The sequence below is a fragment of the Streptomyces sp. NPDC058295 genome, from assembly GCF_042880655.1.
In the GTDB taxonomy this organism is placed as follows: domain Bacteria; phylum Actinomycetota; class Actinomycetes; order Streptomycetales; family Streptomycetaceae; genus Streptomyces; species Streptomyces coriariae.
The window spans coordinates 150,386-176,372 of record NZ_JBHVYO010000016.1; the positions used below are offsets into that span (position 1 = coordinate 150,386).

23 protein-coding genes, 1 other RNA gene and 1 pseudogene are annotated in these 25,987 nt (G+C 72.2%); 12 read left to right on the plus strand and 13 right to left on the minus strand.

Annotation, left to right across the window (positions count from 1 at the left end):
* The first annotated feature begins 173 nt into the window (after nt 1-173).
* From ACFVYS_RS19420 to ACFVYS_RS19430, 3 genes are all read left to right on the plus strand, one after another.
* A complete protein-coding gene (locus tag ACFVYS_RS19420) occupies nt 174-1,031 on the plus strand; it encodes a MaoC/PaaZ C-terminal domain-containing protein (RefSeq protein ID WP_389503492.1) in 858 nt (285 codons plus the stop codon).
* 91 nt (nt 1,032-1,122) lie between these two features.
* On the plus strand, nt 1,123-2,199 hold the full coding sequence (locus tag ACFVYS_RS19425; RefSeq protein ID WP_389503494.1) for a Zn-dependent alcohol dehydrogenase: 1,077 nt from the start codon (nt 1,123-1,125) through the stop codon (nt 2,197-2,199).
* A gap of 15 nt (nt 2,200-2,214) precedes the next feature.
* Entirely contained in the window at nt 2,215-3,162 is a 948-nt protein-coding gene (locus ACFVYS_RS19430) for a 3-oxoacyl-ACP reductase (protein WP_389503496.1), read from the plus strand.
* Nucleotides 3,163-3,285: 123 nt separating this feature from the next.
* Here the strand turns inward: ACFVYS_RS19430 and ACFVYS_RS19435 are convergent, their stop codons facing one another.
* Nucleotides 3,286-3,480, minus strand: a complete 195-nt coding sequence (locus ACFVYS_RS19435; RefSeq protein ID WP_020126829.1) for a hypothetical protein — start codon at nt 3,478-3,480, stop codon at nt 3,286-3,288.
* A gap of 97 nt (nt 3,481-3,577) precedes the next feature.
* Complete coding sequence (locus ACFVYS_RS19440) at nt 3,578-4,756, minus strand: hypothetical protein (RefSeq protein ID WP_389503573.1); 1,179 nt, start codon at nt 4,754-4,756, stop codon at nt 3,578-3,580.
* A 689-nt stretch (nt 4,757-5,445) separates the two neighbouring features.
* Here ACFVYS_RS19440 and ACFVYS_RS19445 point away from each other — a divergent pair.
* From ACFVYS_RS19445 to ACFVYS_RS19455, 3 genes are all read left to right on the plus strand, one after another.
* Nucleotides 5,446-6,321 carry a Nif3-like dinuclear metal center hexameric protein gene (locus tag ACFVYS_RS19445; protein ID WP_389503498.1) on the plus strand — a complete coding sequence of 292 codons (876 nt, stop codon included), beginning with the start codon at nt 5,446-5,448 and terminating at the stop codon, nt 6,319-6,321.
* On the plus strand, nt 6,318-7,061 hold the full coding sequence (locus tag ACFVYS_RS19450; RefSeq protein ID WP_362567862.1) for a C4-type zinc ribbon domain-containing protein: 744 nt from the start codon (nt 6,318-6,320) through the stop codon (nt 7,059-7,061). The genes ACFVYS_RS19445 and ACFVYS_RS19450 overlap by 4 nt, the downstream gene beginning before the upstream one ends.
* Before the next feature lie 96 nt (nt 7,062-7,157).
* On the plus strand, nt 7,158-8,573 hold the full coding sequence (locus ACFVYS_RS19455; protein WP_389503500.1) for a bifunctional RNase H/acid phosphatase: 1,416 nt from the start codon (nt 7,158-7,160) through the stop codon (nt 8,571-8,573).
* On the opposite strand, the gene eda is transcribed toward ACFVYS_RS19455, so the two are convergent.
* Nucleotides 8,545-9,252, minus strand: a complete 708-nt coding sequence (gene eda, locus ACFVYS_RS19460; protein WP_389503502.1) for a bifunctional 4-hydroxy-2-oxoglutarate aldolase/2-dehydro-3-deoxy-phosphogluconate aldolase — start codon at nt 9,250-9,252, stop codon at nt 8,545-8,547. The two genes, ACFVYS_RS19455 and eda, sit on opposite strands and share 29 nt — an antisense overlap.
* A gap of 88 nt (nt 9,253-9,340) precedes the next feature.
* Nucleotides 9,341-10,132: a peroxide stress protein YaaA gene (yaaA, locus tag ACFVYS_RS19465; protein WP_389503504.1), complete on the minus strand. Its 792-nt coding sequence runs from the start codon at nt 10,130-10,132 to the stop codon at nt 9,341-9,343.
* Nucleotides 10,133-10,321: 189 nt separating this feature from the next.
* On the opposite strand from yaaA, the gene ACFVYS_RS19470 reads away from it, so the two are divergent.
* From ACFVYS_RS19470 to ACFVYS_RS19485, 4 genes and pseudogenes are all read left to right on the plus strand, one after another.
* Nucleotides 10,322-11,179, plus strand: coding sequence for a helix-turn-helix domain-containing protein (locus tag ACFVYS_RS19470; RefSeq protein WP_389503506.1), 858 nt, complete (start codon nt 10,322-10,324; stop codon nt 11,177-11,179).
* 25 nt (nt 11,180-11,204) lie between these two features.
* Nucleotides 11,205-11,984 (plus strand): annotated as a pseudogene (locus tag ACFVYS_RS19475) (DMT family transporter); the annotation flags it as partial.
* A 139-nt stretch (nt 11,985-12,123) separates the two neighbouring features.
* An RNA gene (gene rnpB / locus ACFVYS_RS19480) (RNase P RNA component class A) lies at nt 12,124-12,527 on the plus strand.
* 340 nt (nt 12,528-12,867) lie between these two features.
* Nucleotides 12,868-13,908 carry a beta family protein gene (locus ACFVYS_RS19485; protein ID WP_389503508.1) on the plus strand — a complete coding sequence of 347 codons (1,041 nt, stop codon included), beginning with the start codon at nt 12,868-12,870 and terminating at the stop codon, nt 13,906-13,908.
* 53 nt (nt 13,909-13,961) lie between these two features.
* Here ACFVYS_RS19485 and ACFVYS_RS19490 read toward each other — a convergent pair whose 3' ends face one another.
* On the minus strand, nt 13,962-14,216 hold the full coding sequence (locus ACFVYS_RS19490) for a hypothetical protein (RefSeq protein WP_389503510.1): 255 nt from the start codon (nt 14,214-14,216) through the stop codon (nt 13,962-13,964).
* Nucleotides 14,217-14,746: 530 nt separating this feature from the next.
* Between ACFVYS_RS19490 and ACFVYS_RS19495 the strand changes: the two genes are divergently transcribed.
* Nucleotides 14,747-15,685 carry a hypothetical protein gene (locus ACFVYS_RS19495; protein ID WP_389503512.1) on the plus strand — a complete coding sequence of 313 codons (939 nt, stop codon included), beginning with the start codon at nt 14,747-14,749 and terminating at the stop codon, nt 15,683-15,685.
* Here ACFVYS_RS19495 and ACFVYS_RS19500 read toward each other — a convergent pair.
* From ACFVYS_RS19500 to ACFVYS_RS19525, 6 genes are all read right to left on the minus strand, one after another.
* On the minus strand, nt 15,671-16,396 hold the full coding sequence (locus ACFVYS_RS19500; RefSeq protein ID WP_389503514.1) for a hypothetical protein: 726 nt from the start codon (nt 16,394-16,396) through the stop codon (nt 15,671-15,673). The genes ACFVYS_RS19495 and ACFVYS_RS19500 overlap by 15 nt on opposite strands.
* A gap of 76 nt (nt 16,397-16,472) precedes the next feature.
* Nucleotides 16,473-18,701, minus strand: coding sequence for a bifunctional serine/threonine-protein kinase/ABC transporter substrate-binding protein (locus ACFVYS_RS19505; protein WP_389503516.1), 2,229 nt, complete (start codon nt 18,699-18,701; stop codon nt 16,473-16,475).
* On the minus strand, nt 18,701-20,917 hold the full coding sequence (locus ACFVYS_RS19510; RefSeq protein WP_389503518.1) for a bifunctional serine/threonine-protein kinase/ABC transporter substrate-binding protein: 2,217 nt from the start codon (nt 20,915-20,917) through the stop codon (nt 18,701-18,703). The genes ACFVYS_RS19505 and ACFVYS_RS19510 overlap by 1 nt, the downstream gene beginning before the upstream one ends.
* On the minus strand, nt 20,917-21,771 hold the full coding sequence (locus ACFVYS_RS19515; RefSeq protein ID WP_389503520.1) for a hypothetical protein: 855 nt from the start codon (nt 21,769-21,771) through the stop codon (nt 20,917-20,919). Before ACFVYS_RS19515 ends, ACFVYS_RS19510 begins: the two co-directional genes overlap by 1 nt.
* 102 nt (nt 21,772-21,873) lie before the next feature.
* Complete coding sequence (locus tag ACFVYS_RS19520) at nt 21,874-22,284, minus strand: MazG-like family protein (RefSeq protein ID WP_389503522.1); 411 nt, start codon at nt 22,282-22,284, stop codon at nt 21,874-21,876.
* 146 nt (nt 22,285-22,430) lie between these two features.
* Nucleotides 22,431-22,976, minus strand: coding sequence for a DoxX family membrane protein (locus ACFVYS_RS19525; RefSeq protein WP_389503524.1), 546 nt, complete (start codon nt 22,974-22,976; stop codon nt 22,431-22,433).
* A gap of 182 nt (nt 22,977-23,158) precedes the next feature.
* Here ACFVYS_RS19525 and ACFVYS_RS19530 point away from each other — a divergent pair, with 182 nt between their 5' ends.
* Nucleotides 23,159-23,485, plus strand: coding sequence for a nuclear transport factor 2 family protein (locus ACFVYS_RS19530; RefSeq protein ID WP_389503526.1), 327 nt, complete (start codon nt 23,159-23,161; stop codon nt 23,483-23,485).
* A 98-nt stretch (nt 23,486-23,583) separates the two neighbouring features.
* Here the strand turns inward: ACFVYS_RS19530 and ACFVYS_RS19535 are convergent, their stop codons facing one another.
* Entirely contained in the window at nt 23,584-24,276 is a 693-nt protein-coding gene (locus ACFVYS_RS19535; protein ID WP_389503527.1) for an ABC transporter ATP-binding protein, read from the minus strand.
* A 94-nt stretch (nt 24,277-24,370) separates the two neighbouring features.
* Nucleotides 24,371-25,846 (minus strand): ABC transporter permease, encoded by a 1,476-nt coding sequence (locus ACFVYS_RS19540; RefSeq protein ID WP_389503528.1) that lies wholly within the window; start codon nt 25,844-25,846, stop codon nt 24,371-24,373.
* Nucleotides 25,847-25,987 lie beyond the last annotated feature (141 nt).

The following is a 25,987-nucleotide window of genomic DNA, read 5'->3' on the forward strand; positions in this document are numbered from 1 at the left end:
GGGCCTGGGCTATACAGGGGGTCGCCGCACTGGAACGCGTTCTAGATCTGTTCTGGGTAGGGCGGGTTCCGCGGCCCCGTGACGGCCTCGGTGCGGCCGATCGGTGCGGACGGCCGTGCCGAGGTCTTGGAACGACGCGATCGATCCGATCGATCCGAGCGATCAGGAGCTCCATGCCCATCGACGCAGCCAAGGCGCTCGCCGCCGAACCCCGGACCGGCGAGATCACCTGGGACCGCCGGGACGTCCAGCTGTACCACCTCGGCATCGGCGCGGGCCTCCCGGCCACCGACCCCGACGAACTGCGCTACACGCTGGAGTCCCGGCTCCACGTCCTGCCGAGCTTCGCCACCGTCGCCGGCTCCGGCTCGCCCGGCGTGATCAGCGGACTGTCCATGCCCGGCGTCGAGGTCGACCTCGCCCGTGTCCTGCACGGCGGCCAGCGCCTGGAGATCCACCGTCCCCTCCCGGTGACCGGCCGGGCGACCGCCACCGGACGCATCGCCGCCGTGTACGACAAGGGCAAGGCCGCCGTCCTCGTCATGCGTACCGAGGTCGCCGACGCGGACGGGCCGCTGTGGACCAACGACGCCCAGATCTTCGTCCGGGGAGAAGGCGGCTGGGGCGGCGACCGGGGCCCCTCCGCCCGGCTCGAACCGCCCTCCGGTGAGCCTGACAAGGTGGTCGAGCGGACCGTCCGCGAGGACCAGGCCCTGCTCTACCGCCTCTCCGGTGACTACAACCCGCTGCACGCCGACCCCGAGTTCGCGAAGCTCGCCGGATTCGACCGGCCCATCCTGCACGGCCTGTGCACCTACGGCATCACGCTCAAGGCGGTCGTCGACACGCTGCTCGACGGCGACGTCACCCGGGTGCGCGGCTACGCCACGCGCTTCGCCGGTGTGGTGTTCCCGGGCGAGACCCTGCGGATCCGCATGTGGCGCGGGGAAGGCGCCGTCCGGGTGGCCGTGAGCGCCGTACAACGGGACGACGCGCCCGTCCTCGCCGACACGCTCGTCGAACACTCCTGAACCATCTGAACGGCCTGAACCACCTCCAGCAGCAGCTGAATTCACCTCCAGAACCGCCCAGCATCCGAGGGGACCCGAGGGGAGCCGCACCATGCGCGCAGCCGTACTGCACGAGATCGGCCAGGACAAGCTGGAGGTCCTCGACGACGTCGAGGCGGTGGGCTTCGGCCCCGGACGGGTCAGGATCCGGGTGCGGGCCACGGGCCTGTGCCACTCGGACCTGTCCGCGATGGGCGGGGTGCTCCCGCAGCCCGCGCCCTTCGTGCCCGGTCACGAGGGTGCGGGCGAGGTCCTGGAGGTGGGGGAGGGCGTCACCCGGGTGAAGCCCGGTGACCGGGTCGTCGTCTGCTGGTTGCCGGCCTGCGGGGCGTGTCCCGCGTGCAAGCGCGGCCAGACCGAACTGTGCCTGGCCGGGTTCATGAACGCGGGCACACCCAACTTCCGTCGCCCCGGCGGAGACGTCTTCGGCTTCGCCGGCACCGGAACCTTCGCCGAGGAGGTCGTGGTCGACGCGGGCTGCGCGGTCCCGATCCCCGACGACGTCCCCTTCGACATCGCCGCGCTCATCGGCTGCGGAGTGACCACCGGCCTGGGCGCCGCCCTCAACACGGCGGACGTGGAAGCCGGTTCGTCGATCGCCGTCATCGGCTGCGGAGGCGTCGGCATCTCCGCGATCCAGGGCGCGCGGCTCAAGGGCGCCGCCGAGATCGTCGCCGTCGACCCGGTCGCCTCGCGCCGGGAGGCCGCCCTCTCCTTCGGCGCCACGAAGGCCGTCTCACCGGACGAGCTGCCCGACGCGAAGCAACTGGTCACCGGCGGCGAGGGGTTCGACTACGTCTTCGAGGTCGTCGGCCGCTCCGCCACCGCCCGCACCGCGTACGACAACACCCGGCGCGGCGGCACCCTCGTCGTCGTCGGCGCGGGCGCCCTGGACGACTTCCTCCAGCTCAACATGTTCGAGCTGTTCTTCGACGAGAAGCGGATCCTGCCCTCGATGTACGGCGGCGGGGACGTCCTGCGCTCCTACGAGCGGACGATCGCCCTGTGGCGGGCCGGCCGGATCGACCTGTCGAGCCTGATCACCCACCGCGTGGCGCTCACCGAGATCAACGAGGCACTGGATCAGATGCGTACCGGGGCGGCGCTCCGTACGTGCATAGAGATCTGAGGGGTGACCGTCCGGATGGCACTGCCACTTGAGGGGCTGGCCGCGATCGTCACCGGTGCCGGGCGCGGCCTCGGCCGGGCCGAGGCGCTGGAGCTGGCGCGGCTGGGTGCGGCCGTCGTCGTCAACGACTACGGTCAGCCCGGCCGGGACGGGTCGGGCGAGGCGTCGGCCGGCCCCGCCGAGGAGGTCGCGCGGGAGATCCGGTCGGCCGGCGGCACCGCGCTCGCCCACACCGGGGACGTCGCCGACTTCGAACAGGCGCGTGCGCTCGTCGAGTTGGCGATCAGCGAGTTCGGCAAGCTGGACATCCTGGTCAACAACGCGGGCATCCTGCGCGACCGCATGGTCTTCTCGATGGCCGAGGACGAGTGGGACGCGGTCGTCCGGGTCCACCTCAAAGGGCACTTCAACACGACCCGTTTCGCCGCCGCCCACTGGCGCGACCGGTCCAAGGCGGCGGGCGGTCCGGTGTACGGGCGGATAGTGAACACCTCCTCGGAGGCGTTTCTCGCGGGCTCGGCCGGCCAGCCCAACTACGCGGCGGCCAAAGGGGGAGTCGTCGGGCTGACGACGTCCACGGCGCTCGCGCTCGCCAAGTACGGGGTGACGGCCAACGCCATCTGCCCGCGCGCCCGCACCAGGATGACGGAGGACGTCTTCGCCGGGTTCGCACAGCCCGACGAGGGCGGCCTCGACCCGCTCGCACCCGAGCATGTGGCCCCGCTGGTCGGCTACTTGGCCTCGCCGGCCGCCGCTCGGATCAACGGACAGCTGCTCGTCGCGCACGGCGGCATGGTCGCCGTCGTCGAACGGCCCCGGGTGCGGGCGAAGTTCGACAGCAAGGAGGACGTGTTCGGCTACGAGGAGCTGGACGCCGTCCTCGGCGCGCACTTCGCGGACCGGCCCCGGGGGGAGACCTTCGCCGCGGCGGAAGTACTGGGACTACGGCGAGGGCAGGAGTAGCGCAGGGGCAGGAGTAACACAGGGGCAGGGCAGGGGCAGGAGTAACGCAGGGGCAGCGGAGACGCGTAAAGGGGCTCCGATCGTCCACGGACGACCGGAGCCCCTTCGGTGTACGGCGTACCGTCAGACAGTTGCCTCGGCCCTGTCCTGGGCCCAACCGTCGGCCCAGCTGTCGGCCCTGTTCTCGGCCGGCTTGCGGTGCCGGCCGTGTGGGGCCGAGTCACCGTCCTGGGACGAGACCGGGCCCCGGTGCCGGCCGTGTCCGGCCGCCTCCTGGGAGTCGGCGGACAGTGGCTGCCTGGTGCTTGTGTCGCTCATCGGAAGAATTCACCCCGTCAACATGATCTTTCTTTACAGCCGGGCGATTTTATCCGGCACACCGAGGGGCTGATCCAGGCGGCCACGCCAACCGCTGCTACTTCGTTACAAGTCGGCCGAGGGGAGCTTGTTGGAGGGGGACCGGACGGGTCACGGCGGGCGCCGGCCGCGGCGGCTCCTCGCATGGCGAGGCCCCTTCGGACGGCGACGGTGCCGGCGCCGTCGAAGGCGGTTCGGTCAGCGGTGCCGTCAGCGGTGCCACCCCGCACAGCTCCGCCTCCGTGGCGTACGGCAGCCGGAGAACGCCCTCCGGTGTCCACACTCCACTGCCCGCCAACCATCCCTCTGGTGCCCGGAGTTGATGCAACCGACGATCGGCGGGACGCCATACGCCCACCCAGGTGCCGAAGGCGCTGTCGATGCGGAGCGCCACCGCGCAGGCCTCGGGGAGGAGCGCCTGGCCCGGCTGGCTCGCGAACGGGGTGAGAGCGAGGTCCGGCGGGTGCAGCGACTCCGGGAAGCGGACCGGCAGCGTGCTGCCGAGGACGCCCCAGCCCAGCCGCGCCTCACCCGGTGAGGGGGCGTCCGAGCGGATGAGCAGCAGCCCGCTGTCGGGGTCGGCGAGCAGCAGACGGTCATCGCTGTCGGCGGCGAGCTGCAGCAGCGGCGACACCTCGCCGCCGCGCTCCAGATCCACGACGATCGTCTTGGTGCGGCCCCCGACCTCCCGGTCCAGTGCGAGCATGCGGCCCGTACGGTCCAGCCAGACGCCGCCCGAGCAGCGGCCGGGGATCTCGGCGAGGTACTCGGGGCCGAAGATGCCGCCCGCGACCAGCCACACGGTCGTCGTGCGGCTGCCGACGGCGAGGGCGTACGCGCGTTCGCCGCACGGGGCCGGCGGGAGCAGGTGCAGCCGGGTGCCCACGTCCGGGCACTCGACTGCGCCCAGCGGCAGCTCGCCCGTGCCGGGCCCGGTCGGATACAGCAGCGAGAACGCGTGCCGTCCCTCGATCGGCCGCCGGATCAGGACCCGGCCGTCGGCCATCGGCTGCACCTCGGTGCCGGGCTCCTCCGGTTGGTTGCCGGGCAGCGGTACGGCGTACGGCTCGGGACCGTCCAGGGTCCATCGCTCGGGGAACCAGGAGTCCCCGGCCCGGGCGAGCCGCGCGGCATAGGCACCACCGGCCGTGATCACACAGTCCGCTACCCGCCCACGGCCGAGCGTGAACGGGTGGTCAGCCTCGCTCTCACGACTGACCGCGAGCACGCGGCCCACGACGGCGTCTTGGCTTCCCGTGAACCGGCGGTCGTCCGTGAACCCGGGGTCGTTCGTGAACCCGGGTTCGTCCATGAATCCGAGGTCGTTCGTGAACCCGGGTTCGTCCGTGATCGCGTGGTCCGTCGTGATCCGGTGGTCCCCCGCGAGGCCGCGGTCCGCGATGATTGCGTGGTCTCCCGCGGTCGCGCGGTCCGTCATGGCCACGGGATCAGTCGGTGCTGCGGGATCCGTCGTGATCCCCCGGTCCGTCGCGAACCCCCGGTCCTCCGTGATCCCACGGTCCTCGGGGATCACGTGATCCGTCGCGATCGCACGATCGGCCGAGTTCGCACGATCGGCCGAGATCGCGTGGCTCGCGTATTCGTCCGCGTGCTCCTCCGCGTATGGCGTGGGCTCGGCGGCGCCGTCCTCGGGGTCACTCCCGTCCGCAGCGGTGGGCTCGATCGCACAGGCCGGCATCGTCATCGTTCGGTCACCTCCGCGACGAAGCTAGTTTTCGTACGCGCGGACGTGGGACCGCCGGGCGGCCTTCTCCCTCATAAGAGTGGTGCAGAAGCGATTCGCCTGAGTGCGGTGGGAGGCGTGTGCATCGCCCTCCCGCTCACTCCCGGTCGGCGGCCGAGGTGGCCGCGACGGCATCGGCGGCACCGGTACGGGCCGGTGAGACGGCCAGGTAGCCTTTCCCCGTGCCCCGTCTGTCTGAAGTCATCGCCGCGCTGGAGAACCTGTGGCCCGCCGCGCGGGCCGAGTCCTGGGACGCGGTCGGCACCGTCGTGGGTGACCCCGATCAGGAGGTCACGCGGGTTCTGTTCGCCGTCGACCCCGTCCAGGAGATCGTCGACGAAGCCGTCAAGCTCGGCGCCGGTCTGCTCGTCACCCATCATCCGCTGTACCTGCGCGGGACGACGACGGTCGCGGCCTCCACCTTCAAGGGCCGTGTCGTGCACACGCTCATCAAGAACGACATCGCCCTGCACGTCGCGCACACCAACGCCGACACCGCCGACCCCGGCGTGAGCGACGCCCTCGCCGGTGCGCTCGACCTGCGGGTCGTACGGCCTCTCGTGCCGGACCCGAGCGACCCCGAGGGGCGGCGCGGCCTCGGCCGCGTCTGCGAACTCGATCACCCGCTCACCGTCCGTGAGTTCGCCGCCCGTGCCGCCGAGCGACTGCCCGCCACCGCGCAGGGCATCCGGGCGGCGGGCGATCCGGAGGCGCTGGTGCGGACCGTCGCCGTCAGCGGCGGCTCCGGCGACAGCCTGTTCGACCACGTCCGCGCCGCCGGTGTCGACGCCTTCCTCACCGCGGACCTGCGCCACCACCCGGCGTCGGAGTTCATCGCGGACCGCGCCCACGGCGCCCACCCACCTCTCGCGCTGCTCGACGCGGCGCACTGGGCCACCGAGTGGCCTTGGTGCGAGCTGGCCGCCACCCAGCTCGACGAGATCTCCGACCGGCGGGGGTGGGGCCTGCGGGTCCACGTCTCCCGTACGGTCACCGACCCCTGGACGGCCCACGCGGCGTCCAACACCACCTCTAGCTCAATGGGAGCCCCCAACTGAACGCCGCGCCCGCCGACCAGATCCGACTCCTCGACGTCCAAGCCCTCGACGCCCGTCTGCAGCAGCTCACCCACCTGCGGAGGTCCCTGCCCGAGCACGCCGAGATCGAGTCGCTGAACAAGGACCTCACGCAGCTGCGCGACCTCCTTGTAGCGGCGCAGACCGAGGAGAGCGACACCGCCCGCGAGCAGACCAAGGCCGAGCAGGACGTCGACCAGGTCCGTCAGCGCGCCGCCCGTGACCAGCAGCGGCTCGACTCCGGGGCCGTCACCTCCTCCAAGGACCTGGAGAACCTCCAGAGGGAGATCGTCTCCCTCGCCAAGCGCCAGGGCGCCCTCGAGGACATCGTCCTGGAGGTCATGGAGCGCCGCGAGAGTGCGCAGGAGCGTGCCGCCGAGCTGACCGAGCGGGTCGGTTCCGTCCAGGGGAAGATCGACGACGCCCTCGCGCGCCGGGACGCGGCCCTGGAGGGTTTCGACAGTGAGGCCGCCAGCGTCGCCAAGGAGCGCGAGGTCATCGCGGCCTCCGTACCCGCCGATCTGCTCAAGCTCTACGAGAAGCTGCGTGAGCAGCAGGGTGGCGTCGGCGCGGCCAAGCTCTACCAGCGGACCTGCCAGGGCTGCCGCCAGGAGCTCGCCATCACCGAGCTGGCCGAGATCCGCAAGGCCCCGTCCGACACGGTCGTACGGTGCGAGAACTGCCGTCGCATCCTCGTGCGTACGTCCGAGTCGGGCCTGTAGTCGGCTGTCGGCCGTCGGTAGATCGCCAGCCGGTAGCCGGTAGCCGGCCGTCGGTAGTCAGTACTCAGTAGTCGGAGTCGGTAAGGGGCGTACGTCGTGCGGGAGTTCATCGTCGAGGCCGACGGCGGGTCGCGGGGCAACCCGGGGCCCGCGGGCTACGGCAGCGTGGTGATCGACGCGGCGACGGGGGAGACGCTGGTCGAGCGCGCCGAGTACATCGGCGTCGCCACCAACAACGTGGCCGAGTACCGGGGACTGGTGGCCGGCCTGCGTGCCGCCCGTGAGCTGGACCCGTCGGCCACGGTGCGGGTGCGCATGGACTCCAAGCTGGTCGTCGAGCAGATGTCGGGCCGGTGGAAGATCAAGCACCCCGACATGAAGCCGCTGGCCGCCGAGGCCGCCCGGATCCTCCGGCCCGGGCAGGTCACCTACGAGTGGATGCCGCGCGAGCGGAACAAGCACGCCGACCGTCTGGCGAACGAGGCGATGGACGCGGGCAAGCGGGGCGAGCAGTGGGACGCCGGCGCGTCGCGGGCCGAGCTCGACGCCCGTGTCCCCGAGACCCCGGCCGCACCCGAGCCGTCCGGCCCGCCCGGCGACGCCACGGCGGGCGCGGCGAAGGCCCGCGAGGCCCTGGCCCGGTCCCGCCCGGCCGCCGACCCGACCGCGGACGCCGATCAGGAGAAGGCGACGACGACCGACGCCGATCTCCGCGCCGCCCGCACAGTCGCCACCCCGGCTGCGGCTTCTGCTCCTGCTTCTGCTTCTGCTTCTGCTCAGGATCCCCCTCCTGCGTCGGCTCCGGCGTCCGCCTCTCCCGTTGACTCCGCCCCCGTCGCGCCCGCGGTCACCACCTCCGTCGGCTGGGGGGCGGCGCCCGATCTCGGGGCCCCCGCCACCTTCGTACTGCTGCGGCACGGCGAGACGCCGCTCACGCCGCAGAAGCGGTTCTCCGGCAGCGGCGGCACCGATCCCTCCCTCTCGGACGTCGGCCGGGAGCAGGCCGAGCGGGTCGCCGCCGCCCTCGCCCGGCGCGGGACCGTCCAGCACATCCTCGCCTCCCCGCTCGCCCGCACCCGCGAGACGGCCGCGGCCGTGGCCGCCCGCCTCGGTCTCGAGGTCACCGTCGAGCACGGACTGATCGAGACCGACTTCGGGGCCTGGGAGGGGCTGACCTTCGGCGAGGTCCGCGAACGTCACCCCGAGGACCTGAACGCCTGGCTGGCCGACCCGGAGGCCGAGCCGACCGGCGGCGGCGAGAGTTTCGCGGCGACGGCCACCCGGATCGCGGCCACCCGGGACAGGCTGGTCGCGGAGTACGCCGGCCGCACGGTGCTGCTGGTCACCCATGTGACGCCGATCAAGACGTTCGTACGGCTCGCCCTGGGCGCCCCGTCCGAGTCGCTGTTCCGCATGGAACTGTCGGCGGCCTCGCTGTCGGCGGTGGCCTACTACGCGGACGGCAACGCCAGCGTCCGGCTGTTCAACGACACGTCCCACCTGCGGCCCTGAGCAGCGAGGCGGTCCGCGCGAGCGCCTCGACACGCGGCCAGTCCCGCGCCGCGACCGCGTCCGCCGGGACCATCCAACTACCGCCCACACAACCGACGTTGGGCAAGGACAGATACTCCGGCGCGTTGTCCGGCCCGATCCCGCCGGTCGGGCAGAACCGGGCCTGGGGGAGTGGTCCGGCCAGTGACCTGAGGTAGGCCGTACCGCCCGCGGCCTGCGCCGGGAAGAACTTCATCTCCCGCACCCCACGTTCCAGCAGCGCCACGACCTCCGACGTGGTCGACACCCCGGGCAGGAAGGGCAGCCCGGACGCCCGCATCGCCGTCAGCAGGGCGTCCGTCCAGCCGGGGCTCACCAGGAACCGCGCGCCGGCCTCCCCGCACGCCGTCACCTGATCCGGCGTGATCACGGTCCCGGCCCCGACGACCGCCTCCGGGACCGACCCGGAGATCTCCCGGATCGCGTCGAGCGCGGCCGGTGTCCGCAGGGTCACCTCGATCGCGGGCAGCCCACCCGCCACCAGCGCCCGCGCCAGCGGTACGGCGTCGGCGGCGTCCCCGACGACCACCACGGGCACGACCGGGGCCAGATCCAGTACCGAGACGGCCGAAGCGGCCGAGGCGGCCGAGGCGGCCGGAGCAGTCGAGGCAGCCGAAGAGGAGGGCAGGGGCGAGGTCATGCGCCTCATCCTGCCCTCGGCGTGCAACCTGCGCAAAGGTCATTGCGCATGTTGCAACGGGAGGTGAAAGCGGTGTCAGGGCGGTGCGTCAGTGCACCTCGTCCACCAGCACATCCAGGGTCCAGGCGGCCGCCCCGGCCTTGGCCTTCGCCGGCGCCTTCTCCTCCACCACGTATCCGAGGTCCCGCAGCGCCTCCACCAGCTCGGCGGGACCGGCGGGGGCGATCCCGGCCGTCAGCAGACTCCGTACGATCCGCCCCTTGGTCGCCTTGTTGAAGTGGCTGACGACCTTCCGGGTCGGCGCGTGCAGCACCCGCACGCTCGCCGTCCGTCCCGCCACCTCACCCTTCGGCTTCCAGGGCGCCGCGTAAGCCGCCGACCGCAGGTCCAGCACCAGCCCATGCCCGGCCGCCTCGGGCAGCACGGACGCCATCGGCGCACGCCAGTACGCGCCCAGCGCCCCCAGGCCGGGCAGCTTCACGCCCATCGAGCAGCGGTAGGACGGGATCCGGTCCGTCACCCGGACGGCACCCCACAGCCCCGAGAAGACGAGCAGCGACCTGGCGGCGCGCCTCTTGGCGGCCGCGTCGAGGGAGGCCAGGTCGAGGGCGTCGTACAGGACGCCCGTGTAGATCTCCCCGGCGGGCCGGGCTCCCGCCGTACGCAGCTCCGTGTTCTTCGCGACCTCGCCGCGCAGCCCGTCGCTCAGCCCGAGCACCTCGCGCGCCTTGTCCTCGTCGGCCGCGCACAGCTCGACCAGCTCGTCGAGGACGGCCTCGCGGGCGGCGCCGAGCCCCGGCAGGGAGAGCGCCTCCGGCTTGAGCGGGGCGCCACGCCAGGAGGACGCCTTGCCTTCGGAGGGCGGCAGCAGGACAAGCACGGGAAATCTCCTTCAATAGAGCTCTGCCGCGACAGCGTACGACGTGCCACGGGACGGCCCGGTCGAGGTCCGCGAGCGCCCGGCCCAGGTCCGCCACCCCCATGTGTGCTCGCCCGGCACCCGCCGTGCGGCATGGAACCGGAGTCCGAAGGCGTTGCACCGCTGCAAGCACACATGGGGGTGGCGAGAGTGAGCCGTGCAAGCCGTGCAAGCGGTGACAGGCGTGACAGCCGTGAACAGGCGCTGTGGACCAGAGCCCGGCTGGGCCGCTGCGGCCCGCCCCTGGACCTCCTCACCGCGCGCTTCGACCGACACGTCTACGCCCCGCACGCCCACGAGGAGTTCACCGTCGGCGTCTGTGTGGGCGGCTCGGAGATCATCGCCTACCGGGGCGGCCACATCCGTACCGGTCCCGGCTCCATCGTGGTCCTGGCCCCCGGCGAGACGCACACCGGCGGCCCGGGCAACGACACCGACGGCTACGCCTACCGCGCCCTGTACGCCGGCCCCGCACTCCTCGCCGAGGGCACCCTCGGCGGAGTGCCGCACTTCCGCGAGCCCCTCATCGACGACCCGGAACTGGCCGCCGCCCTGCGCCGGACGCACACGGAACTGGCCGCCTGTCCCGACCCGCTGGAGGCCGAGTCCCGCTTCCCCTGGCTGCTGACGGCCCTCGCCCGACGCCACTCCACGGCCCGGCCGGTGTGCGACACGATCCCCGGCGCCGAACGCCTCACCCACGCCGTCCGCACCCGTCTCGCCGACGAACTCCTCGCCCCGCCCTCCCTGGCCGACCTCGCCGCCGACCTGGGCCTGTCCCGCTACCAGCTGCTGCGCGCCTTCCGTACGACGACGGGCATGCCGCCGTACGCCTGGCTGGCCCAGTACCGGGTGGCCCGGGCCCGCGGCCTGCTGGAGTCCGGGCTGCGTCCCGCGGAGGTCGCCGGCCTCGTCGGCTTCGCGGACCAGGCCCACCTCACCCGCTGGTTCCGCCGCGTGCTGGGCGTGACGCCGGCGGCGTACCGCAACAGCGTTCAAGACAGCTGACCGGGGCCCGGCCGACACTCCCCGTATGACTGCACGCGGCTGGTTCCTGTTCTCCCTGATGGGAGTGGTGTGGGGCATCCCCTACCTGATGATCAAAGTGGCGGTGGAGGACCTCTCCCCGTCCATGGTCGTGTTCACGCGATGTGCGCTGGGCGCGGCCCTCCTGCTCCCCTTCGCGCTGCGGCAGCGGGGCCTGACGCGGACGGTACTGGCGCACTGGAAGCCCATGCTGGCCTTCGCGGTCATCGAGATCATCGGCCCCTGGTTCACCCTCACGGATGCCGAGCGGCACCTCTCCAGCTCCACCGCCGGTCTGCTGGTCGCGGGCGTACCGATCGTCGGCGTGCTGGCGGCCCGTTTCCTCGGGGACACGGAGGTGCTGGGCATACGGCGGATGGCGGGCCTGGCCGTGGGCCTCGCCGGGGTGGCGGTCCTGACGGTCCCGCACCTGACGGGAGGCGACGCCAAGTCCCTGGGCGAGGTGCTGCTGACGGTCGTCGGCTACGCGACGGCTCCGCTGATCGCGGCCCGCCGCCTCAAGGACGTCCCCACCCTCCACCTCATCGTCCCCTGCCTGACCCTGGCGGCGCTCGTCTACGCACCGGCGGCGGCCGCGACCTGGCCGTCGGAGCTGCCCAGCGCCTCCGTCCTGGGGGCACTGGCGGCGCTGGGGGTCGTCTGCACGGCCGTCGCCTTCGTGGCGTTCCTGGAGCTGATCAAGGAGATCGGCCCGACCCGCTCGACGGTCATCACCTACGTCAACCCGGCGGTCGCGGTCGCGGCGGGCGCGCTGTTCCTGGACGAGCCCCTCACCGCCGGCGTACTGGCCGCCTTCACCCTCATCCTCGCGGGCTCGGTCCTGGCGACCGCCACGGGACCGGCCGCCGGACCGGCCGCCGGGAAGGGGCGCCGCCCGCGCCCGGTAACATGGTCGCTACGGCAGACGAGCCGGGCGGACGGCCGCGTGGAGTCCCTCACGGGACTTCCCGAGGAACGTCCGGGCTCCACAGGGCAAGGTGGTGGCTAACGGCCACCCGGGGTGACCCGCGGGACAGTGCCACAGAAAGCAGACCGCCGGGGACCTCGGTCCGCGGTAAGGGTGAAACGGTGGTGTAAGAGACCACCAGTGCCCAGGGTGACCTGGGCAGCTAGGTAAACCCCACCTGGAGCAAGGTCAAAAGGAGCCGCCGTAAGGCGCGCTCTGCGCGGACGTTCGAGGGCTGCCCGCCCGAGTCCGCGGGTAGACCGCACGAGGCCGACGGCAACGCCGGCCCTAGATGGATGGCCGTCGCCGAGGCCCTCGCGAGAGACCTCGGCACAGAACCCGGCGTACAGCCCGACTCGTCTGCCCTCCAGGGCCCCTGACCAGCTGATCGCAGGTCGGGGGCTCTTTTGCGTCCGCAGATCCCGGGCCGCTCGCGTGACAGCGGTCGCCCCGTGTGGTGCGGATCGACCGCATGGGGCAGGTCGGACAGTGTCTGTCGGGACGGGTACAGCGCAGGCCCGTTCCCGTCGGAAGAGGCTGCGACAGCCGTACTCCTCGTCGAACCGTGGCTGATTGGCGCCCTTTCGGGCTCTCCTCACTGGTTTCACCCTGAAGGAAAACGAAGGAAGCGCGGAGAGCGCACAGAACGCACGCACGAGAGCGAAGGAAGAGCCGAGCACGGGCAGCGCCGAGGGGGAACGCCATGTCCGTACCGCTGTACGTTCCCGTCCTGCCGACCCGGCCGCACGCGGCGGCCGCCTACCGAGGGCTGGCGCCGGACGTGCAGCGTCGGGTCGCTCCGCTGTGGACGCTGCCGCCCCGCCCCGGCATGTTGCCCAAACCGCTGGCCGAACGCATCGCCAAGGACGCCGGTGACGTCTCCACGACACAGCGCCTCGGCTCCGGGTGGCTGGACGCGCCGTTCGCCGACGAGGACGAGGCGGCGGTACTGGCCGCCGTCCTGACCCCCGAGTGGTGGGACCACCGCAACCTTCGGCCGGTCACCGGGCCCGGCCGCCCGGGCGCCCAGCAGTCACTCGCGCTCACCGCGGCCCGCCACCGACAGGACGGACTCGGCATCCGCGTACGGCTCCCCGGCGACTGGAACGACCGCACGGCATCGGACGTCGCCGCGCTGCTCGGCCGGATGCCCGCAGGCCACCCGGCCGACCTGTTCCTCGACCTCGCCACCGTCCTGGCGGACCGCCCCGATGCCGCAAAGGAGGCCGTGCGAGCCCTGGACGCCCTGATCCCGCTCACCTCCTGGCGCACAGTGACCGTCGTGGCCGGCGGCTTCCCCGAACCGCCCGACGACTTCCGGGAGGGCGTCCCGTACGAGGCCCCGCGCACGGACTGGGAGGCCTGGCACGAGATCGGCCACAGCGAACGCCTCTATCTGCCGCGACTGCGCTACGGCGACTACGGCATCCATCCCGCCACGTACGTCACCCAGACCCCGCCCGCGCGCGGCGGAGGTCCGCCATGGGGCATCCTCCGCTACACCACCGCCCGCGCCTACCACCTGTCCAAGGTGCCGCACGGAAGGCAGTACGACGACGCCAGCCGGGAAGCCACTCGCTGTCTCACCGGCCTCTCGGACTTCCGGGGCGTGGACGCGGGAGCGGGGGAGAGGTGGTTGCGCGATCGGACCGAAGGGTCCGTCGGCGTCGGCAATCACTCGACGTGGAACAAGGTGGGCAGCATCCAGCACATGACGTTCGTGGCGCGGAGCCTCGGAAGCTGAGTGGTGCGTGTCGATCTGCTCTGTTCTCGTCATCGAGTACGTGTGATCGGACCTCAAGCCGAGGGGCGTGTCGCGGCCTGACCGCCCGTGGCCCAGCGCGCTCCCGCGACCGTGCCCAACAGCAGAGCCGGGAGTATCCACCACCACGGCAGGGCTCTGCGCACCGAAGGCGCCAGCCACAGCACCGCCGCGGCTCCGGCGGACGCGAGGGTGAGGACGCCCGACAGGACGATTCCGGCGTACGCGTCCTCGTCCCAGGTGCCGGACGGAGTGATGGTCAACGCCGTCCAGCGCCCTGGGAACTCCACACCCGACCTGTGCACTGACGACTTGCCCGGGGGCCCGTAAGGCGGCCCGGGCCGTCCGCCCGTGCCGTCGGCCTCTCGACGCGGTGCCCCTGCGGGCCCTACCTTCTAGTTCTCTCGCTTCCAGCTCTCGCGTTCTTCGTCTCTCGTTCTTGCCGCGCAGGGGGACTCATGCGGTCACACAGATCGGGGCCTCTCGCGGCTGTGCGGTTTCTGCTGTACGCGCAGCGGATCTTCGCGGGGGACGTGCTCCCGGGGCATCCGTGGCCCGACGGGAACAAGTACCTGTGGGTGTGCCGGGCCGAAGGGTGCACCTGGGCGCGATTTCTGCCGCTGCACCCCGCCGGCACCCAGCGCTGCAAAGACCATGGTTCCGCCCTCCGCCGTCGGGCCGATGCCACCGACCGGGAGATGAGGGTGAAGTGCCCGGTACCCGCGTGTGAGGAGACCAGGACCATCGAGAGGTACCTCCCCGATCGTCATACGCCAGAGTTCTTCTGTTGCGCTCCGGGTCAGCACAGGGAAGGCCGACGATGAGTCAGTTGAGCGCGCTGGGTGTCGTGGACGCCGACCTCACTCCGCGCCTGAAGTTCGTCAACATCCTTCCCTCCGCTCTGCTGCTCACCGTCGTGGTGTCGCTGATCCTGGCAGGCGCTCCGGCGCATGCCCCGGATCTGGACACCCTCCGCAACGCCCGTGAGTACGGCTGGACCGGCGCCGTGATCGCCTCCGTCGGCGCTCTGGTCGCGGGACTGCTCCTGCAACCGCTGGAACTCGCCTCCATCCGGCTCCTGGAGGGGTACGTCAGCGCGACCGGCCCGCTCGGTCCGCTGGCCAGGGTGGGGACGTGGGTGTACGCCAACCGCCGGTCCAGGCTCAGCTGGCAGCACGATCACCTGCCGTACGAGGACCCGCGTGCGGAGGCCGCGCGGTCCCGGCTCACCCTCATGCCGGACCGGGCGCCGGTGCTGCCCACGGCCCTGGGCAACCGGCTGCGCGCGGCGGAGGAACGGGCCGGCCGGCCCTACGGGCTCGACGCCCTGCTGACCTGGCCGCGGCTCTACCACGCCCTGCCTCAAGAAGTCCTGTTGACCGTCTCCAGGAGTCGCAACCAGCTGGACACCGCTGCCCGGTTGTCCCTTTCTTTCGCTCTCACCTCGCTCGTCACGGCCGGGCTGCTGCTGACGCATGCCTGGTGGCTGTCTCTTCCGGCGGCGTTCGCCGTCCTGTCCGGGTTCGCCTATCGGTCCGCCGTCCACGCCGCGACCACCTACGGGAACACGGTGGCGGCCGTGGTCGACGTCTACCGGCTGAGGCTCCTGCAGGAGATGCGCGTCGCGCTTCCCGCGGACACGGAGGCGGAGCGGACGCTCAACGGCAGGCTGACCGCCCTCTGGTCGCGCAACGACCAGGACCCGCTGCCCAGCCCGGTGAAGTACGACACCGGCAGCGTCGGCTCAGAGGGTTCCTGACGTCCTCTCGGCCTTGCGGACCTCGACACCGCCGAACAGCGAGAGCGCCTTGATGTGCAGGGTAGGCCGCTCGGGGATCGGGGGATCGGTCACGGGTTGCTGGCGCCATCGCGACGAGTAACGCTCGACCTGTACGTCCCAGGCAGGCGGCACGACCACGTCGACACCGCTGAGCACCGCCGTCACGTCGAGTCGGGCCTCGTGCCAGACGAGTTCGTCGGCACGGGTCTCGTGCAACCGTGCCTCGCGCAGGTCGATCACACATCCGCTGGCCACCGCCGTGACCGTCGCGAGTGAGAACTCCCCCCGTGGCCACACCACCGTGCGCGCCTCCGCCACCGAGACCAGCCGTGTGACGAGCAGGCCCTCGGTGACGGGCGAGGTGGCCGCCATGCCCGCCAGCATGAAAGTGCCCACGAGAAGCAGGGCCAGCGGCCACAGGAAGGGGCGGACGGAGTCGGGGAGGGGGTCGCGGGTCAGGAGGAGGAGAAGGGCGCCTGCCAGGGCGACGACCAGCGGGCCGCGCAGGACGTTTCTGGTGGCGAGGAGCAGCCGGAGGGCGCCGCCGAGTCCGAGGGCCACGAGGGCAAGGGGCCACCAGTCGCGCAGTACGGCGAGGACGTGCGCGGAGGGCGCGAGCCGGTCCACCAGAGCGATGAGACCGACGGCGGACAGCGCCAGCGCGATCCATATGCGCAGATGGCTTCTCACGGAAGCGAACGTTAGTACACGGTTCGCACATGCAGTAGCGGCGACCGGCGAGGTCCGCCGTGACCAGCCCCGGGCCTCAGGAGACCCCCGCCTCCTGATACTGCCCCAGATACCGGAACGCGCCCCCCGTCGCCCGGAACAAGAACATCGCGTCGTGGTTGTAGCCGTACCCCTGCTCGTACTTGACCGTCCTGCTGATGCCGACGTACGTGATCTCGGGCATCCGGCGGGCGATCGCGCCCCGTTCCGTCACCGCGGAGCCGTCCTTGGTGCAGGCCTCGGCGAGGAACATGACGGCGTCGTAGGCCTCCGCCGCGTACCAGCCGGGGGCGGTGCCGTACCGGGTGCGGTAGGCCTTGGTGAAGGCGCGGGCCGAGGGGCGGGCCGTCGGGTCGGTGAAGGAGGTGGCGAAGACCCAGTCGGTCGCGGCCGCGCCGGCCGAGGTGAGGAACTGGGGAGCGAAGGCGCGTTCCGTCGCCATCCGGGTGCCGGTGAACCGCGCCGTGCGCAGGGCTGAGGCGAGTCCGGCGGTCCTTGCCGCGTCGCCCGTGAAGACGACCGCGTCCGCGCGGGCGGACATCACCTCGGCGGCGAGCGACGCGTAGTCGATCTTTCCGGCGGCGACCCGGGTCACCGTGACGCCCCGGCCGGACTGCCGCAGGGCGCCCTGGATCTGGTCGCACAGGGACCAGGCGAAGTCGCCCTGGGCCCGGTCGTCCATGAGGAACACCTCGCGGGCGTCGACGTGGTTGCCGAGGTAGCGCGTGCAGGGGGCGGCGAGGAGCCCGTCGGTGACGCGCAGCGCCGCATGGGAGTGGTAGACACTCGTGCCGATCTTCGAACTCTGGGTGTCGGTGCCCACCGAGACGGACACGACGGGCATCACCGCCTTGGTGTACGTGACCTCGCTCGCGAGGAAGCAGGCGTCGGTGGTGGGTCCCAGCACGGCGAGCACATCGGCGTCCTTCGTCACCTGGACGGCCAGGTCGGCAGCCCGCTTGGTGTCGCCGCCGTCGTCGTACGTCGGCAGCTTCAGCCGGAAGGGGCGCCCGCTCTCGGCGTTGAGCTGCTCGACTGCCAGCCGGGCCCCGTTGAGCTGGGCGTTCCCGGTCTCCTTCCGGGGCCCGGTCAGATCGCCGTGGAACGCCACGACCAGTTCGGGGCGTGGGCGGCCGGTCCCGGACGACCCGGACGCTCCCGGCTTCGAACGGGTGCTCCACCACCAGGCCCCGCCGCCGCCCGCCGCCAGCACCCCGGCCGTCGAACCGAGGCGCAGGAAGCCGCGGCGGTCGACGCCGTGCGGGGTGGGCCGGGTGGCCGTGACGGCCGTCAGCGTCGCGGCCTCGGACGACACCGTGCTCGCCGACGCGGACGCCGACGCCGCGGGCACCTGGGTCGGCTCGATCGTGCCGATGGTGAGCACGGCGGCGGACCGGTCGTTGATCAACCGGGTGACCGGCGCGGGCAGCCAGTCCGACCGCCCGGCGGAACCGGTCTGCGTTCCCTCCCCGAGCTCCTCGCGGAGTCGGGCCAGGCTCGGGCGGCCGGGCGGATCCTTGTGCAGGCAGGCCCTCAGCAGGGGAGCCAGGCCGTCCGGGAGCGCCGCCGGATCCGGTTCCTCGTAGACGGTGCGCAGCAGCATGCCGGCCGCCGCACCGCCACCGAACGGCCGCACCCCGGTCGCCGCGAACGCCAGCACGCACCCCAGCGAGAACACATCGCTGGGCGGCCCGATCCCGCCGCCCCCCGCCCGCGCCTGCTCGGGCGACAGGAAGCCGGGTGAGCCGACGATCACGCCGCTGGAGGTGAGCGCCGTGGCCTCCGGCACGAGGGCGATACCGAAGTCGATGAGCCGTGGCCCGTCCGGAGCCAGCAGGACGTTGCCCGGCTTCACGTCGCGGTGCACGAGACCGGCCCCGTGCACGGCCTCCAGCGCCTCGGCGAGCCGCACGCCCAGCACCCGCACGGAAGCCGGCGACAGCGGCCCGAAGGTGTCCACCGTCTCGGCGAGCGAGGGTCCCGGTACGTACGAGGTCGCCAGCCACGGTGTCTCCGCGTCGGCGTCCGCGTCCAGCAACGGGACCACCCACGGGCTGCGCACCTGCCGGGCGGCCTCGATCTCGCGGCGGAAACGGGTCCGGAAACCCGTCTCGTCGGCGTACGAGGACCGGACCGTCTTCACCGCGGCGATCGCTCCGCCCGGCGCCCGGCCCAGGAAGACCACGCCCATGCCCCCGGCGCCCAGCCGCCGCAGCAGACGGTACCGGCCGATCCGGGACGGGTCGCCGGTGCGCAGCGGCTCCATCAGACGGTGATCGGCGCGGGGCCGCCGTACACGAAGTCACCCTGCTCGACCCGCCAGAGGAAACCGCCGGTGCCGTCGATCACCATCATGCCGGTCTTGTCGAAGGCGAACGTCTTCGTGATGCCCTGGTACTTCCCCGCCCGCACGGCCGCGAGCAGATTCTCCCGGGTGCGGCTCTTCGCCGGCAGCCCCGACAGGGCCTTCAGCAGCATCCCGGTCACGTCGTAGGCCTCCGCCGCGTACCGGGGCGGCGCCTCCTTGAAGCGCTCGCGGTAGGCGGCGGCGAACTTCCTCGCCTCGGGCTTGACGGTGGCGTCGATGACCGGGGCCACCATCACCCAGCCCTCCGCCGCCTCCTGGGCCTGCGTCAGGAACTGCCCGTCGAGCAGCGCCGGGCCGGACACGCGAGCACCCTGGAAGGTACGTTCGCGCAGTGTCGCGGCGATCAACGCCCCCCGGTCGGGCAGACCGGCGAAGAAGACGGAGTCGGCGCCGGCGGAGAGCACCGTGTCCACCGCACTGCCGAAGTCGCGGCGCATCGCGCTGACCACTTCGGGCACCGACGGCTGTTGCACGTTGTGGAGCTCGTTGCTGAGGGAAGTGGCGAGCTGCGCGGCGTAGTTACCGGCCGGGCGGTCGAGTACGACACCGACCTTGCGTGAACGGGCCTTCCCGCGCAGGTAGTTACTGACATAGATGGAAAGCACCGAGTCGGGCAACCGCCCGAGCAGGAACGAGCGGAACCCCTGGAGGACGAGGATGATCCCGCCGGGGGACACAGCGACGACCGGCAACAGTCCGGCGTCGTACTTCGCGAGCGCCGTCTGCGCCGTCGCATCGGTGGTCGGGCCGACCACGGCGAGGACCGCCGGGTCCTCCGTGAGTTCCGCGGCGAGCCGGGCCGCGGCCACCGGATCACCCCCGTCGTCGACGGCCCTGACCTTCACGGTGAACGGCGCGTCGCCTCGCGCGTTGAACTCCGCGACGGCCAGCCGCAGTCCGCGCTCCTGGGCCCGGCCCGTCTCCGAATGCGGGCCGCTGAGGTCGCCGTGCAGCGCGATGGTGTGCACCGGGCGGCGCGAGGACGCGGAGGCAGGGCCGGCGCCTCCCGCGTCGTCGTCCCGGGTGACCGCCCACCAGGCCCCGCCCCCGCCCGCCGCCAGCGCCACGGCCCCACCGGCGAGCAGCAGGAAACGGCGTCGGCCGGCCGGGCGGGCGTCCTGCGGCTCCGGTGCCCCGGACGTCTCGCGGGTGTCGGGTTCCGCCGGGCCGGGATCGACCGGCGCGTCGGACGGCGCCAGCGTGTGCTCGATGTCCGGCAGCGCGAGCGCGGCGGCCGAGCGCTCGGCTATCAGCCGGGTGACCGGGTCGGGCAGCCAGTCGGCCGCCTCTCCGTCCTGCGGAGCGTCGTCGGCCGCCAGTTCCCGCACCAGTTCCCCGGCGTCCGGCCGCCGGGCCGGATCCTTCTCCAGGCAGCGGCCCAGCACGTCCAGCAGACCCGCCGGCACCCCGTCGAGGTCCGCCGGGTCGTGCACGGCCCGGTACAGCAGTGCGTCGACCGCTCCGCTGCCGAACGGCGCCCGGCCGGTCGCAGCGAACGCCAGGACACACCCGAGGGAGAACACATCGCTCGCCGGGCCGATGCCGTCCCCACCACGTCCCTCGGCCTGCTCGGGCGACAGATAGCCGGGCGTGCCGACCACCATCCCGGTCGCCGTGAGCGTCCTGTCCTCCGGTGCCCGGGCGATGCCGAAGTCGATGAGCCGCGGCCCGTCATGGGCGATCAGCACATTGCCCGGCTTCAGATCCCGGTGCACGAGACCGGCCCGGTGCACCTCGCCGAGCGCCTCCGCCAGCCGGGCGCCGAGCAACCGCAGTCCGCGCTCGGTCAGCGGCCCGTACGCGGCCACCGCCTCGCCCAGCGACGGGCCGGGGACGAACGCCGTCGCCAGCCACGGTGCCTCGGCGTCCGCGTCGGCGTCCACCAGCGGTACCGCCCAGGGACTGTCCACCCGTCGGGCCACCTCGACCTCACGGCGGAACCGCTCCTTGAAGCCCGGCTCCTCGGCGTACTCGGCGAGCAGCACCTTCAGCGCCACCAGGGCGCCGCTCGGCGTGCGCGCCAGGTACACCACTCCCATGCCTCCGGCGCCGAGGCGGCCGAGCAGGCGATGGTCCGCGATACGCGCGGGATCGGAAGAACGCAACGGCTCCATCAGTTCTCCACTCCCAGCTCGGACTTCACGCGGTCGAGCATCGCGACGAGGGCGTGCGACGAGTACTGCGTCAACTCGTCGTCCGAGTAACCCTTGGCACCCTTCACCGACGTGGTCACGACCACCGTGCCGATCCGCGCGACCTGCCAGCGGTACGTCTGCTTGCTGTTGCCGGTGAGGTAGGAACCGATTTCCAGAACGTCGTCGTCGGCGTAGTTGTTGTTGCCCTGGCCATAGGGAGTGGCGAGCGACATGAGCCCGGATATCCGCTCGTCGGTACGGACCTGCTGCTCTCGGCAGCGCAACGGTTCCTCCAGCGTGGTGGACATCTGGTCGTCGGCGTCGAGCACCGTGGTGTGCACGGTGACCACCGCGGTCACCTTGACGACGCCCTTTCCCCCGGCGCCCGGAAGCTCGCTGTAGCGGGACAGGGAGGCCAGCACAGTCCCGGGGAGAGGGCGCCGCTCCCACCGGCACTCGTCGTCGAGCACGGCGGCGGTGCCGGGGGTGCTCGTGGCCGGCTGCTGGGCCCGGAAGTCCGCGCCCCACGCCTCCGGCTCGAGCGCGACCGCCGTCGCCAGCGCCTCGGCCTGCTGCTTCGTGCGGGGCACTCGGGCGGGGTCCGCCCGGAACGGGGAGAGCGACGTCGAGTCACCACCCGTCGCGGAGGCCGAGGGAGAGCCGGACGTGGTCGGAGCCGTGGACCCCGAGGAAGCCGAAGGGTTCGGTTCGTCCGCCTTGTCGTCGTCGTTGTCCCCGGAACCGCAGCCGCCGAGCACCACGGCCACCCCGGCGACCGACGCGGCGACTCGCCATGGCCAAGCCACCCTGCGTCCACCGGTGTTGTCGTCCATCCCCGCCCCCTCCGCCTACGGCCCCCGCCTCGCGTGCGGTGATCGTACAGAGGGACGCGAGCGGTGGCCGGGCGGTTCGCGGAAGAGAGGGGGCGGGCGGGATCAGCGCGCGCCTGCCCCGTCCTCTCCCACGCGCCCCACCGACCGCTCCGCCACCCGTGCCAGATGCCCCGCGAACACGCTCCCCGCCTCCGGCGTCAGCGTGCGCAGCGCCACCAGCGCCGTGATGGCCACGTCACACAGCTCGCCCTGCACATCCTCCCACGTGTGGGTGACGCCCTTGCGGGGGTTCTGGCCGGTCGCGCCGATGACCGCCTGCGCGACCTCGCCGACCTCCTCCGACAGCTTCAGCACGCGCAGCAGCAGGCCCTCGCGGCCGCCGTGTGCCGAGTTGGCGTCCAGCCAGCTCCACAGGGCGTCGACGGTGGTCCAGAGATCGGCGGGGTCGGCGGGGCGAGCGGGTGCGGCGGGCTCCGGGGAAGCGGCTTCGGGATGCCGGGGCTGAGTGTTCATCGGCGAAGCCTGGCAGGTCGCGTCCGGCGGCCGGTGCCGTGTCCGTTACCCGAGCCATGTCCGCCACCCGAGGCCATGTCCGCCACCCGAGGCCGTGGTCGGCACCCGGCACCCGGCACCCGGCACCCGACAGCCCCCGCCGGGGCTCACTCCTCGAACAGCGCCTCCTGCTCGCCCTCCTCCTGCCTACGCAGCCGCTTGTTCCGCATGCCGATGACCACGGTCGTGACCGCCGCCGTCGCGCCGAGCGCCACCGGGACCATCCAGCCGCGGTCGACCGTGTGGCCGAGGGCGTGGTCGAGGGAGAGGCGGCCCGGGCCGGTGATGGCGAGGCCCGCGGCGGCCAGGCCCAGGGAGGCCGCGTGCTCATAGCCGCCGCTCTGCGCGAAGAAGCCGTTGGGGACGTGCACCGCGGACGCGCCCGCCATCGCGCCGGCCGCCGCCGCACCCGCCGCCGGGGTGGCCAGGCCCAGCGCCAGCAGCGTGCCGCCGCCGGCCTCCGCCAGGCCCGCCGCCGTCGCACTGGCCTTGCCGGGGGCGTAGCCGACGGACTCCATGAACTGGCCGGTCCCCTCCAGACCGTGACCGCCGAACCAGCCGAACAGCTTCTGCGCGCCGTGGGCCGCCAGCATTCCGCCGGTGCCGAGCCGGAGCAGCAGCAGTCCCAGATCACGACGGTCGTAACAGGTCACGGTGACTCCCTGAGCAGTGAACGGCGGACGTAGGAGAAAGGACAGAAGCAGGAACAGAAGCGGGAACAGAAGCAGGAACAGCCCCCTCCGCGTTTCCACCGTCGCACCACTCACACCCGTCCGGCCCGTCCTGGGCGCCGTTCGGGTGGCGGGGCCCGGACCGCGGTGTGAGGGTGGCCCGTATGGCGATCCAGATCGACAGACTCAGCGACCCGGCCGTGCGGGCCTTCGTCGCCGCCGTCAACGCCCATGACGAGGAGGCGTTCCGCGGCCTGCTCACCCCCGACGCGACCATGGCGGACGACGGCTCCGACCGTGACCTCGCCCAGTGGGTCGACCGGGAGATCTTCTCCTCCCACGGCCACATGGACGTCACCAAGGAGTCGGCCGGCGGGCGTGCCCTCCTCGCCGACTACCGCAACGACACCTGGGGCGAGATGCGCACCCGGTGGAGCTTCGTCGTCGAGGACGACGGCCGGATCTCCCGTTTCGAGACCGGTCAGGCGTAGCGAGAGACCACGGGCGGGAGATCACGGCCGGGAGACCACGGCCGAGGGGCCGTTCACCGCCGGGCAGGCGGTCAACGGCCCCTCGGGTTGGGGGGAGTTCACCTGGAGCGGGCGGCCGCCTGTTCCGTCAGGGTGAGCTGACCCGCCTTGATGGTGGCCAGGCGCGGGGCCCGGCGGGCGATCGACGAGTCGTGGGTGACCATGATGAACGTCAGCCCGTACTCGTGCCACAGCCCTTCGAGGACCTCCATGATCTCGTCGCGCATGCCCTCGTCGAGGTTGCCGGTGGGCTCGTCGGCGAGCAGCACCTTCGGCTTCTTGACCAGCGCGCGGGCGATCGCCACGCGCTGCTGCTGGCCGCCGGAGAGTTCCGCCGGGGCGTGCGTGAGGCGCTCGCCCAGGCCGACCGAGCGCAGGGCCTCCGCCGCGCGCTCGCGCCGTTCCGCGGGCTTCACCCCGAGCGGGACGAGCGCCGTCTCGACGTTCTCCTGCGCGGTCAGCGTCGGGATGAGGTTGAACGACTGGAAGATGATGCCGATCTTCTCGGCGCGCAGCCGGGTCAGCTTCGCCTCGCTGATCCGCGCGAGGTCGACGCCGTCCAGCTCGACGCTGCCCTCGGTCGGGCGGTCGAGGCCGCCGATCATCTGGAGCAGCGTCGACTTGCCGCCGCCCGTGGGGCCCTGGATGACGAGCTGGTCGCCCTCCGCGATCGTGAGGTCGATGCCGCGCAGCGCCTCGACCGTCTCCTTGCCGCGCGTGTAGCGCTTGGTGACGCCGGTGAGGTTGTACATGGGGTCTCCGTGTTCTCCGTGTTCTCCGTGTTCTCCGTGAGAGATGTGACGGGACACGACGGGTGGCGGGGGCGAGGACTGGTCGGCGCGCGGTCTAGGAGACGCTGCGCAGGGCGTCCGCCGGGCGCATCCGGGAGGCGCGCCAGCCGCCCATCGCGCCGGCGATCAGACCGCCGGCGACCGCCAGGCCCACCGCGAGCGCGATCGTGGTGACGGAGACGGGCGCCGAGAGGGCGATCTCCATCGTGTTCGACGCGGACTGCTGACCGGGACCGCCGCCGCCGGGGCCGCCGCCCATGCCGCCACCGCCGCCGGTGCTGCCGAGCTCGGCGGTCAGCTTCGGGCTGATCGCCGTCACCGTGTACGCGGCCGCCAGGCCCAGGCCGATGCCGAGGGCGCCGCCCAGGAGGCCGTTGACCATGGACTCGCCGACGACCTGCCGGGTCACCCGGCGGCTCGGCCAGCCGAGCGCCTTCAGGGTGCCGAACTCGCGCACCCGGCGGGACACTGCCGAGGAGGTGAGCAGCGCGGCCACCAGGAACGCGGCGACGAGGACGGCGATCGACAGCCACTTGCCGACGCTGGTCGCCAGGTTGGAGGCGGTGGAGAGGGAACCGGACACGGTCTCCGCGAGGTCGGCGGAGGTGGTCACGGTCGTGCCGGAGATGTTCTTCTGGATCGTCGCCTTGACGGTGTCGATCTGCTGCGAGTCGGTCGCCTTGACGTAGATCGTGGTGACCTGGTTCGCCGCGTCGGCCAGGGTCTGCGCCTGCTTCAGCGGCAGGTAGACGTCCGTGGTGGAGTCACTGCTGTCGGGGGTGGCGATACCGATGATCTTGTACTTGGTGCTGGAGATCGTGAGCGTCGAACCGACCTTGTACGAGTTCTCCTTGGCGTACGACTTGCTGACGACGGCGACCTTGGCGTTCGCCTGCGCCGAAGTGAACGTCACGCCCGAGGAGATCTTCGAGCTCGCCAGCGGGCCGAGGTCCTGGTTGGTGACGTCGACACCGGCCACGGAGTACGAGTTGACGTCGAAGGAGGCGCCGCCGCCCTGGACCTGCGGGGCCGCGGTGGACCCGCCGCCGCTGCCGCCGCCGGGACCGCCCTGGCCGCTGTTGCCGCTGGTTCCGCTGGAGCTCTGCGCCTTGCCCTGGGTGAAGGAGCCGTCGACCTTGGTGACGTTCAGGGTGAGGGCGCCGACCGCGGCCGCGACACCCTTCTGGTCGGCGACCTGCGTGACGAGCGCGGCCTTCAGGGCCTGACCGCCCTGGGTCGAGACCCGGTCCGAGCTCTGCTCCGTGTCGTCGTCGTCCTCGCCCTTGGCGTCGAACTCGAATCTGGGGCCGCCGGAACTGTTGGCCGTGGGCGCCGTGCGGGCCTTGGTGACGGTCATGTCGGTGCCGAGACCGTACAGCGACTGAAGGACCTTGTCCTGAGCCTGTGTCATGCCGGCCGACACCGAGTTGACGGTGATGACCAGCGCGATTCCGAGCGCCAGACCCAGTGCGATGACCAGGGCGGCCTTCTTGCGCCGGCCCAGTTCACGCTTGAGATAGATGCCAAACATCCCGTTCCCTAAGGTTCTTGGCGCCCTCTGTGGGCGCGGCCACAATTTAGGGAGAAACCTTTGAGTCATCCTGAGTAAAAGATGTGTAAGGACTGAGAATGCGGAGCGCCGGATCAGAATTCCTTGAGACAGCTGATTCCT